Genomic DNA, 8,949 nt, shown 5'->3' on the forward strand with positions numbered 1-8,949 from the left:
CATCGGGCTGTCGTCGACGCAGGGCAGGCTTCGGCGCATCCGGCCGCCGGACCTGAGGAGCACGCCATGCACGACGTCGAGCAGCGCGACGCGCGGGAAGCCGCCAAACGGCCCGTGACGACCCTGGCGCCCCATCGGCGGGCCGTCTTCCTTTCCGACGTCCACCTTGGCTCACGCCACTGCCATGCCGCCGAACTGGCCAGGTTCCTGGCCGGGCTGCGCTGCGAGCGCCTGTATCTGGTGGGCGACATCATCGACCTGTGGTGGATGGCGCACCGCCGGGCCAGTTGGCGGCCGGCGCACAGCGAGGTGATCCAGGCCCTGCACGCGCTGCAGCGGGCCGGCACCCGGATCATCTACATCCCGGGCAACCACGATGCTTCGCTGCGCAAGGTCTGCGGGCTGATGCTGCCGGCCATGCAGGTACGCCGGCGGGCGATCCACGTGACCGCCGACGGACGGCGGCTGCTGGTCGTGCATGGTGACGACTACGACGGCATCACCCATTTCGGTGGCCTGCAGGAGCGCTTCGGCGACTGGCTGTACTACCGCATCCTGACCGGCAACCACCTGCTCAACGCGGTCCGGCGGCGGCTGGGTCAGCGCTACTGGTCTCTCTCTGAATTCCTCAAGAAGCGCAGCGGCGCGGCCGAACGCTACATCGAACGCTTCGTCCAGGCCGGGCTCGAGGATGTGCGTCGGCGTGGGCTGGACGGGATCGTCTGCGGGCACATCCACCGCGCCGCACTGGTGGAGCGCGACGGGCTGATCTATGCCAACGACGGCGACTGGGTCGAGAGCCTGACCGCGCTGGCCGAGGATCCGGACGGCAGCCTGCGGCTGCTCGATCACACCGGGCAGACCCTGGCGGCGCTGCCCGGCAACGCCGCACTGGCCAGAGCTGCCTGAGCAGAACGGCATCAACGCAGCGCCAGGCCCGGCTGCTAGCATCGGCCGATGGACTCCCTCACCCAGATCGTACTCGGCGGCGCGGTCGCCGCCGCCATCGCACCAGCCGGCCATCGCCGCGCCGCCCTGTTGGCCGGTGCCGCGTTCGGCACCCTGCCGGACCTGGACGCGCTGCTGCTGGCGTTCACCGCCGCCGATCCGGTGGCGCTGATGGTCGAGCACCGCAGCTACAGCCACTCGCTGCTGGTGCTGCCGTGGGTGGCCGCGCTGATCTGGTGGCTGTTCAAACGCTTTGGTCACGGCCGGGTGGCGCAGGCGCCGGGCCGCTGGTTCTGGGCGATCACGCTGGCGCTGATCACCCATCCGCTGCTGGATGCCTTCACCGTCTACGGTACCCAGCTGTGGTGGCCGTTCACCCCGCACCCGACGATGTGGGCCAGCGTTTTCATCATCGACCCGCTCTACACCGTGTGGCTGCTGATCGCCTGTGCAGTGGCGTGGTTCGCGCGGGCGCGGCCGTTGGCGCAGAAGGCGCTGGTGGCCGGCTTGGTGCTCAGCAGTGGCTACCTGGGCTGGTCGCTGCTGGCCAAGCACAGTGTCGACCGCGAGGCCGACCGCGCCCTGGCCGCGATGGGGCTGGGCGATGCGCCGCGCTTCTCGGTGGCGATGCCGTTCAACACGCTGCTCTGGCAGGTCGTCGCGATGACGCCCAACGGCTACGTGATCGGCGAGCGCTCGCTGATCGCCGACCGCGGCCCGATGACCTTTGAAGGCCATCCCTCCAACGTGCAGGCCCTGCGCCAGGCGGCCATGCTGCCGGCCGTGCAGCGCCTGAACTGGTTCAACCGCGGCTTCATGCGCGCGCAGGTGGTCGATGGCGAGCTGCGGCTGAGTGATCTGCGCATGGGCCTGGAGCCGGATTACACCTTCACCTTCGCGGTGGCCCGGGCCGAGGGCGGGGGCTGGGCCGCGATCACGCCGCGGCAGCTGCGCCCGGCGTATGAAGGGGAGCAGGGCAGGGCGATGGTGAAGCGCCGGTTCTCGGCGATGTGGCAACGCATCTGGCATGCACCGCCGAGCACCGACGTGATCGCACCGAAGGCAGGTTGGACGGAGGCACCGTGACCGAACGGTTTGAAATGGAGATCAATGGCACGCGCTACACGCGGCTGGCCGATGTACCGCCGGAATACCGCGCGCTGTTGCTGGATGTGACCCCGGGCCGCTCGGCCGAGCAGCCGGCGGTGCCGTTGCGCGAGATCCTGCACAAGGCCAGGGCGCAGCCGGACCGCGCGCGCCAGCAGCAGGTGCTGCTGGACGAGCTGCGCAAGGTCGATCCCGAGCGCGCGCGGCGCATGCAGAACAAGCTCACCGAGCGCAGCCAGCGGCCGGCCACCGGTACCCTGGAAGTGGGCAGCACGCCCACCGCACGCCCGCGCGAAGGGGCCCGCAACACCGCCGGTGGCAGCACGGTGGCCCCGGGGGACCGGGGCGGACTGGGCATCTGGTTGCTGCTGGCCGCCGCGGTCGTGGTGACCGTGATCGCCTGGGCGACGCGGTAGGTCCGCGACGCGGTCAGTACACGGTCGCGCGGGCCTGCACGAAGGAGAAGAAGAACACCGCGTTGGGGTCGTTCTGGACCAGGCTGAACTCGCGGCGCATGCCATCCACCGTTTCCTGGTCGACCAGCCCGGCCTCCAGCAGCGGATCGGCGGCCGACAACAGCAGCTGCTCCCAGAACGCGATCATGGTCTTGCGCCGGGCCGGTTCGCGGTTGTCCAGGTGGATGGTCTTGATCTCGGTGTGCACATCGCGGAAGCCACCGGCCAGCAGCAGGTTGCCGAGCTTGGCACCGACGAACGGATCGCCCCCGTGGTCGTACTGGAAATCGTTGAAGGCCATCCAGTAGCGCCAGATATGCGGCGAGTACGGATCGAGCAGGAACGAGGCGTTCATCACTTCGGTGACATACACCGGCGAACCCGGCACCAGCACACGGCGCACCTCGTTGAGCACCCGCGCCGGTGACGGCACATGCTCGAGCACCCAGCACAGGAAGGCCGAATCGAACTCACGCGCGCCGAACGGCAGGTTGCCGGCATCGGCCTGCAGCAGCGTGTAGCGCTCGCGGCACCACGGCGTCTTGGCCAGGTTGGTGGCGGCGGTGGCCAGCTGCGCCTCGCTCAGGTCCACGCCGGTGACATGCAGTTCCGGGAACCGCCGCAGCAGGATGTCCGTCTGTGCCCCGACGCCGCTGCCGACTTCCAGCAGGCGCGTGGCGCCGCCGTAATCGATGCCGCTGAAGATGCTCGATTCGAACAGGCGCGACTGGGTGACCAGGCGGTGCTGCTCGGTATCGGAGAAGCCGTGGAGATAGGTCGGTGCAGTGATGGGCGGGGTCATGGCGAAGGCTCAGGCAGCGGACGACAACGGCTCGCCGGCGGCGAGGGCGTCGAAATATTCGGTGGTCAGGGCGACCTGGCTGGCCGCATCCTCGGCGCGGTTGACCACCGCACGGAAGGCGGCGTTTTCCGGCCGGTCCTTGGCGTACCAGCCCAGGTGCTTGCGCGCGATGCGCACCCCCTGCTGCTCGCCATAGAAATCGTGCAGCGCGTGCAGGTGGCCCAGCAGCAGATCGCGGACCTCGGCGACCGACGGCGGCGCCAGCAGCGCGCCGGTGGCCAGGTAATGCGCCACCTCGCGGAAGATCCACGGGCGGCCCTGGGCGGCGCGACCGATCATCACCGCGTCCACGCCGGTCTGCTTGAGCACCTGCGCGGCCTTCTGCGGTGAATCGATGTCGCCGTTGGCGATCACCGGAATGCGCAGCGCGGCCTTGATCGCGGCGATGGTCTCGTACTCGGCGGTGCCGGTGTAGTGCTGGTCGCGGGTACGCCCGTGCACGGCCAGCGCGGCGATGCCGCTGTCTTCGGCGATGCGCGCGATCAGCGGGCCATTGCGATGGTCGCAATCCCAGCCGGTGCGGATTTTCAGGGTGACCGGCACGTCCACCGCGTTGACCACTGCGGTCAGGATGCGCGCGACCAGATCCTCATCGCGCATCAGCGCCGAACCGGCCCAGGCGTTGCACACCTTCTTGGCCGGGCAGCCCATGTTGATGTCGATGATCTGCGCACCGTGGTCCACGTTGTAGCGCGCCGCCTCGGCCAGCTGCTGCGGCTCGGTCCCGGCGATCTGCACGCTGATCGGGTCCGGCTCGCCGGCATGGTCCATGCGGTGGAGCGATTTGCGGGTGTTCCAGAAGCGCGGATCGGAGATGGTCATCTCCGAGGCGGCCAGGCCCGCACCCAGCTGTTTGCACAGCAGGCGGAAGGGCTTGTCGGTGACACCGGCCATCGGTGCCAGCACCACGTTGGGCTGGATGTTGTAGGGGCCAATCTGCATGTGCGCATTGTAGTGCCGGCCGCTGGCCGCCAACCACGCAGGTACCGCTACCTGTTCAGGCCGATCCGGAAGGGCCTGATGCGCTCCGGTCATGAGCATATGCTTGACGATTGGTTCCGCCGCCCCCAGCAGCGGCGGATGCTGGGTGGTTACCGGTCGTGCCGGCCGCTGGTCTGGAATCGCATGATCAGGCGGGGCCTGCCGCGATTCCGGCGATCGTTCAGGGCACCGGACCGCACGCATAGGCCAACACCGCCAGATGCCGCTGCGGGTCGAGCCCGAGCAGAGCCAGGAGGGCGGCGTCGTCGAACGAGCCGATCGCGCAGCCGGCGGCGTTCATCGACGCCACCTGCTGCCCCAGCGCCCCCAGCCAGACTCCAGCCTCGATCAACACGAAGCGGCCGCCGCGCTCGCCGTACTTGGCCAGCGTCCCACCTGGCTCGGCGATCAGGAACAGCACGGCCGCCGGCCGCTCCGGCCAGTCCACGCCCAGCAGCCCGGACAGCGCCGGCCATGCGGGGCAGGGCGCCACCGGTACCAGCGCGTGCTCGAGCGGGTCGTACCAATGGATGCCCGGCGCTGATGCGATCGCATCGTCGATGCCGTACAGCGCGGCATAGGCCTGGATCGGATACTTGGCCCCACCGGACGGCAGACGCCGCGTGTCACTGTCGCCGGGCCGGGCCCGCAGCGGGGCCAGCACGCGCCCCAGTTCCTTCACGCCCCACTGTGCATCACCGAAACGGCGGCCACTGCGGCGCTGCGCGAGGGCATCGCCGGGGCGTACCGGGTCCGGCAAGGCGACGCCGGCTGCTGCATGCAACGGCCGTGGCGGCGACCAGGCGCGTGCGGCATCTTCGGCGATGCGCGCGCGCATCACGTCTGCGCGCGCGGGATTGAGCTCGCCGTTGTGCCAGAACAGATGGAACAGCGGGGCATCGTCCCAGGGGGAAGGCGGTGACGGCATGCGGTCCTCGGGGATCAGCCCAATGGATGCGGGAAGGGGTTGGGAAAAGCGCCGCCGTGCGGCACGCCGGGATAGCGCCATGCCACGTCCCGGCAGCGGCCACCAAGGAACGGCGCACGTTCGTCGGCATGCAGACCGCTGAGCTGTGGCGACAACACCCGCATCACCCGCAGGCCAGCCGCGGCCACATCGGCGGTGGTCAACTCGCGGTAGTACAGCGCGATGCCGGCACGGCCCAGCCGGCGCCGCAGCTGATCCAGCTCGCCCATCGCGCGCGGCGCGGCCGGGCGATCCGCTGCGCCGGGTGGGGGCAACTGCAACGTGCTGCGGCCCGCCTCCCGCAGCAGCGGCAGCTGCGACCACAGCTCCGGGCGCAGGGTGTAGAAGGCGGCATGCTCGTCGAAGCTGCGCAGCGCTGCGGGTTCACGAGGCAGCCGGGCGCTTTCGCGGCCACACAGATGCGCGGCAAAGGTCAGTGCCTGCTGCCATTCCAGCAGCGCCTTGTGCAGTGCCTCGCCCGGATCGGCGCGGCAGGCGATGCCGAGGACGTAGCGGGGGCGGCCTTCGAAGGGAATGCCACCGGCGACCGCGATGACCGGGTGCGGATTCCAGTGCTGGGTCAGGTCGAACGCCTGCAGTTCACCACCGCGCGCGTCCACATGGGCGTGCCATTGCGCCGGCAGGGCGATTCGCCGGCCGGCCACGCCATTGAGCCAGGTGACCGCCAGTGCATCGCGCTCCAGCAGTTCCTGCGCCGCGCGCAACAGCGCCAGCCAGGCGCCATCGCGCCCATCCCGCCAGGCCGCCAGACCACTGGACGTCGATGGCAATCGCGCCTGGCCGCTGCGCGGCCCCAGTCCAACCAGCTCTTGCGGCACCCAGGCGACCCGGTTGTCGTCCAGCGCATGCACCGCTGCGAACAGGTCCTCGTCGCGTTCGGGCATCGGCCACGGGAAGTCCGGCATGGCGCGTTGGCTCGCCGAGAACAGCGCGAACGCCGATTCGTCCAGACGTTGTGTGGGCGTCAGCGCATCGCGACGACGCACGTCCAGGCTCGCCTGCGCCGCCGCCAGCCGCTCCAGCGCCTCGGCGACCGCGCCGTCGGCGGCCGCAGCGGCCTCCAGCGCAACCGCGCCCGAGACGCCCTGCCAGGGATTGGCCGGGTCGGCCGGCGTGGCGGCATTGTGTACGCGCCGTCCCTCGAACAAGGGGCCGGTTGCATCGCACGGGTTGGCCTCGATCGGTTGGGCCGGGCGCACCAGGCCACAGCGCGGACGCGCTGCGCCGTGCAGCAGGTGCGACGACAGCGTGGGCATATCCGGCTCTGCCGCCTGCACGGCGGCGCGGCTCATTTCATCACGCTCAGCCAGAGCATCATCTCGAGCGCGCCCACGGCGAACAGGCCCAGCAGCAGCCCGATGGCGATGCCGATGCCGCGCCCGAGCGAACGCCCCGCGCGCTCATAGACCAAGGCATAAATGCCGAGATACAGCCCGACGGCGACGAACAGCCCGAATATCGGGTTGGAGGTGCTGATGAAAATGCCGCCGCCGATCGCGGCCAGCGGCAAGGCGAACAGCCCCAGCAGTATCCGGCTGGTGCGGCTCAGGCCGGTTGCCGGCATCACCGGTGCCGGTGCCGCCGGGTGATCGGGAGTGACGGCACTGGGCGGTTCCTGCGGCAACGCAGGTGGCTGGCCGTGGCGCTCGGTGGGGGTATCGACGGTGACGGGGGGGATGTCTGCGGCGCTGCTGATGGCGGCGGGCGCGACGGGTTCCAGCTTGCCCAGCACCACTGCCGACAGTACCGAGGTGCCGAGCAGGGTGACGACGCAGGAACTGCAGGTAGTCGATGTCGAGCCGCCACCTGCCGCGGCAAGGTCCTGGCGCGAGGCACTGGCATCGAACTGGGTCGGCAGGCGATACATGGGGTCACTCCGTTGACCGAGGCGGAAACGCCCGGCGCACGCCCCACATTATCACGGGCGCCCGGTGTCCCAAGGCAGCGGCAGCGGTGCAGGCATCGACATCTCACCGCCCTGGCAGGCGGGGCACCACGGCAGCCGCAGCACCCGGTCGCGTTCCCCATGCAGGCGATGCAGGTCGAGCCAGACGCTGCGTTCGAGATAGCCCAGCAACAGGTGCGGCTGATCCAGCAACGGCGCGACCAGCGCCGCGATCCGTGCCGGTTGCGCTGCGACTTCCGGCAGTGCCGGCACCACCGCTTCGCCCCAGCGGCGCAGTACGCGGTTGCCCAGGCAATACACACAGGCAGTCTGGCCGGGCGCCACATAGGGTCCAAGCGCGAGGGTATGGTGATAGCTGAGGTCCAGCAGCAGATGCGGCTGTACCGGCATATGTGACACGTAGCGGGCCAAGGCCTGTTCCCAGCCGAGCCCGTGGCGGACCAGCACGAGGAGATCGGCATCGGCGGCGGCATCGACGCGCTGCAGGTCCGCACCAGCATGCTGGTCGAAGGCCTCGGCCAGCCCAGGCAGCGGTTCCCCGAGCCAATCCAGTGCATAGCGGCGCACAGGGCGCGCCGCCTGCGACGGCACCAGTACGCCGAGGCGCATCAACTGGCGGACCGCCGGGCCACAGTCGGCATCGTCCTGCAGAAGCGTCAGTGTGTCGTCCTGCCAATGGCCGAGGATGCGTTCGATGACCGTCGGGGTATCGGCCTCGTCGACCACATACAATTCGTCGGCGCCACCGGACACCAGCAGCAGCGGGCGCTGCGCATGGGTCTGCGAAAACAGGGCCCAGGCCGGATTGCGCGTCCAGCGCGGTGTGTCCGCGTGCGTACGTGCGTGTTGCTGACTGCCTGCTGCTGCCACTGCGTACAGTCCCGGTATCCGCGAAAGCGCAAGGATAGCGGCAAACACGCTTGCCACGTTCTGCTACGGTGCGCGCGTGCCCACCCCGCCTCATGCCCGCGCTCCGCTCCCGCATCCGCCCTGGCGCGAGGCCATGCTGTGGATGCTGCTGCTCGGCGCGATGTTCATCCATGGCTACAGCTGGACCAATCAATGGGCCGCCAGCCAGGCCCATACCTACAGCCTGCACGGTCGCTGGGACGAGGCGATCCCGTTCTGGCCATGGACGATCTGGCCGTACCTGGCGCTGAACCTGCTGTACCCGCTGACGTTCTTCCTCTGCCCGACCCGATCCGCCCTGCGCCGCCATGCGATGGCCATCGCGCTGGTGCAGGCCGCCTGCATGCTCGCCTTCGTGTGTTGGCCGACCGGCAACGTGCGTGTTTTGCCGCAGCCGGATGGCGCGAGCGGACTGGTGTTCGCCCAGCTGCGCGCGTTCGAGGCGCCGTTCAACATGGCGCCGTCGCTGCATGCCGCGGTACTGGTGGTGGTCTGGCAGGCATGGCGGCGCTGGCTGCTGGCCGATACGGCGGCGTTGCGCTGGCTGTGGCACGGCGCCTGTGGGCTGATCCTGGTCTCGACACTCACCACCTGGCAGCACGATCTGCTGGACGTGCTTGCCGGCCTCCTGGTGGGCGCGCTGGCGCTGTGGATCACCGCGCTGTTTGGCGACGTCGCTGGGGCCTGACGGCTGATCCATCCTCGAAGGCGAGTGCAGGCGCGGCGGTCAGTGGGTCGGGCGCTGTGGCGCGATGCCCTTGCCGGCGAATGTCCTCCGGCGTCGGCCTGCGGC

At 69.8% G+C, this 8,949-nt stretch carries 10 protein-coding genes; 4 read left to right on the forward strand and 6 right to left on the reverse strand.

Going from position 1 to position 8,949, the window contains the following annotated elements; genetic code table 11:
- Positions 1-66 precede the first annotated feature (66 nt).
- The 3 genes from HMPREF3113_RS08325 to HMPREF3113_RS08335 are packed head-to-tail and all read left to right on the forward strand — an operon-like array spanning position 67 to position 2,471.
- A complete protein-coding gene (locus tag HMPREF3113_RS08325; protein ID WP_046273660.1) occupies positions 67-909 on the forward strand; it encodes a UDP-2,3-diacylglucosamine diphosphatase in 843 nt (280 codons plus the stop codon).
- Between the two features lie 48 nt (positions 910-957).
- Entirely contained in the window at positions 958-2,034 is a 1,077-nt protein-coding gene (locus tag HMPREF3113_RS08330) for a metal-dependent hydrolase (protein ID WP_070471739.1), read from the forward strand.
- Complete coding sequence (locus HMPREF3113_RS08335; RefSeq protein ID WP_083298750.1) at positions 2,031-2,471, forward strand: hypothetical protein; 441 nt, start codon at positions 2,031-2,033, stop codon at positions 2,469-2,471. Before HMPREF3113_RS08330 ends, HMPREF3113_RS08335 begins: the two co-directional genes overlap by 4 nt.
- Positions 2,472-2,484: 13 nt before the next feature.
- Here HMPREF3113_RS08335 and HMPREF3113_RS08340 read toward each other — a convergent pair whose 3' ends face one another.
- The 6 genes from HMPREF3113_RS08340 to HMPREF3113_RS08365 form a co-directional block, all read right to left on the reverse strand.
- Positions 2,485-3,312 (reverse strand): methyltransferase domain-containing protein, encoded by an 828-nt coding sequence (locus HMPREF3113_RS08340; protein ID WP_070471740.1) that lies wholly within the window; start codon positions 3,310-3,312, stop codon positions 2,485-2,487.
- A 9-nt stretch (positions 3,313-3,321) separates the two neighbouring features.
- The gene (dusB, locus tag HMPREF3113_RS08345) at positions 3,322-4,314 is read right to left on the reverse strand and encodes a tRNA dihydrouridine synthase DusB (RefSeq protein ID WP_070471770.1); all 993 of its coding nucleotides are present in this window, start codon (positions 4,312-4,314) and stop codon (positions 3,322-3,324) included.
- A gap of 220 nt (positions 4,315-4,534) precedes the next feature.
- Positions 4,535-5,281, reverse strand: a complete 747-nt coding sequence (locus HMPREF3113_RS08350; protein ID WP_070471741.1) for a SagB/ThcOx family dehydrogenase — start codon at positions 5,279-5,281, stop codon at positions 4,535-4,537.
- Positions 5,282-5,295: 14 nt separating this feature from the next.
- Positions 5,296-6,633 (reverse strand): YcaO-like family protein, encoded by a 1,338-nt coding sequence (locus HMPREF3113_RS08355; protein WP_070471742.1) that lies wholly within the window; start codon positions 6,631-6,633, stop codon positions 5,296-5,298.
- A complete protein-coding gene (locus HMPREF3113_RS08360; RefSeq protein ID WP_046273664.1) occupies positions 6,630-7,208 on the reverse strand; it encodes a hypothetical protein in 579 nt (192 codons plus the stop codon). Before HMPREF3113_RS08360 ends, HMPREF3113_RS08355 begins: the two co-directional genes overlap by 4 nt.
- Before the next feature lie 51 nt (positions 7,209-7,259).
- On the reverse strand, positions 7,260-8,117 hold the full coding sequence (locus tag HMPREF3113_RS08365; protein WP_070471743.1) for a hypothetical protein: 858 nt from the start codon (positions 8,115-8,117) through the stop codon (positions 7,260-7,262).
- Positions 8,118-8,250: 133 nt separating this feature from the next.
- On the opposite strand from HMPREF3113_RS08365, the gene HMPREF3113_RS08370 reads away from it, so the two are divergent.
- Positions 8,251-8,844, forward strand: a complete 594-nt coding sequence (locus HMPREF3113_RS08370; RefSeq protein ID WP_070471744.1) for a phosphatase PAP2 family protein — start codon at positions 8,251-8,253, stop codon at positions 8,842-8,844.
- Positions 8,845-8,949: the final 105 nt, after the last annotated feature.

The organism is Stenotrophomonas sp. HMSC10F06 (assembly GCF_001807865.1).
Classification (GTDB): Bacteria; Pseudomonadota; Gammaproteobacteria; order Xanthomonadales; family Xanthomonadaceae; genus Stenotrophomonas; species Stenotrophomonas bentonitica_A.